This window comes from Methylophaga sp. UBA5088, from assembly GCF_002414625.1.
Classification (GTDB): domain Bacteria; phylum Pseudomonadota; class Gammaproteobacteria; order Nitrosococcales; family Methylophagaceae; genus Methylophaga; species Methylophaga marina.
In genome coordinates this window covers 1-1,077 of the sequence record NZ_DIAC01000091.1, presented here as the reverse complement: position 1 = coordinate 1,077, position 1,077 = coordinate 1, and the positions used below count along the sequence as shown (strand labels likewise).

General features: G+C 45.5%; 1 protein-coding gene. It reads right to left on the bottom strand.

Annotated features, from left to right (window positions below; all coding sequences use genetic code 11):
- A partial coding sequence (locus B4K20_RS11320) for an efflux RND transporter permease subunit (RefSeq protein ID WP_289282971.1) occupies positions 1-1,068 on the bottom strand: 1,068 nt, incomplete at its 3' end.
- Positions 1,069-1,077 lie beyond the last annotated feature (9 nt).

The following is a 1,077-nucleotide window of genomic DNA, read 5'->3' as shown; positions in this document are numbered from 1 at the left end:
CGGTAAGACAACTTTATTTTCAAGCAGACCGTCCAGCAGTGTTTTGTGGCCATGGCGAAGATTCGTAAAGCCACGATTAAATAAACCAAAGAATCCTTTCTCTTTTTGGCTTTTTCTTGATTTCAAAATCTCGCCACAAAGAGAGGGGGATAAGGTTAAGGCGATAAACAGTGATATCGCCATGGCGACAGAAATCGTGATGGAAAATTGACGATAAATCACCCCGACCGAGCCCTCAAAAAAACTCATCGGTAAAAATACTGCCCAGATAACCACCGTGGTGCCAACAAGCGCGCCAGAAATTTCCTTCATTGCGGCACGAGTGGCTTCTTTAGGATCGCGATCCGGATCTTGCTCTAATTTTGTCTCCACATTTTCGGTGACGACTATCGCATCATCCACCAACATGCCGATGGCAAGCACAAGAGCAAACAGGGTGAGTACATTGATTGAATAACCGAGCGTCAATATCACCCCAAATGTGCCAAGCAACACAATAGGAATAGCAATTGCCGGAATAAATGTTGCTCGGATATTTTGTAAGAAAATGAAAATGACCAGAATGACCAAACCGATGGCCATGAAGAGGGTCATCACCACATTAAAAATAGACGACTTAATAAATGTTGATACATCGATGGGATACACCACTTCAAGGCCAGGCGGAATGATGCTCTCGAAGTCTTTAACGCGCTCTTTGACATTCTCAATGGTCGTCAGCACATTGGCTCCGGAAGCCAGTTCAATGGCGATACCCGATGCCGGTTGTCGATTCCAACGACCAATAATATTGTAGTCTTCAGCCCCTATTTCGACCCGAGCGACATCTCCCAAAGTGACCTGCGAGCCATCTTCAAGCACTGTTAATAAAATGGACTCAAACTCGGCTGGTGTAGAAAGCAGAGACTGCACGGTAATGGTGGCATTAATCTGCTGTTCTTTTGCCTGTGGCGTGCCGCCTATCTCACCTGTCGCCAGTTGCACATTTTGTTCTTGAATAGCATTAATCACATCTGATGCCGTGATATTAAAATTATTCATACTCCGCGGGTCGAGCCAGATCCGCATGGCATGTTC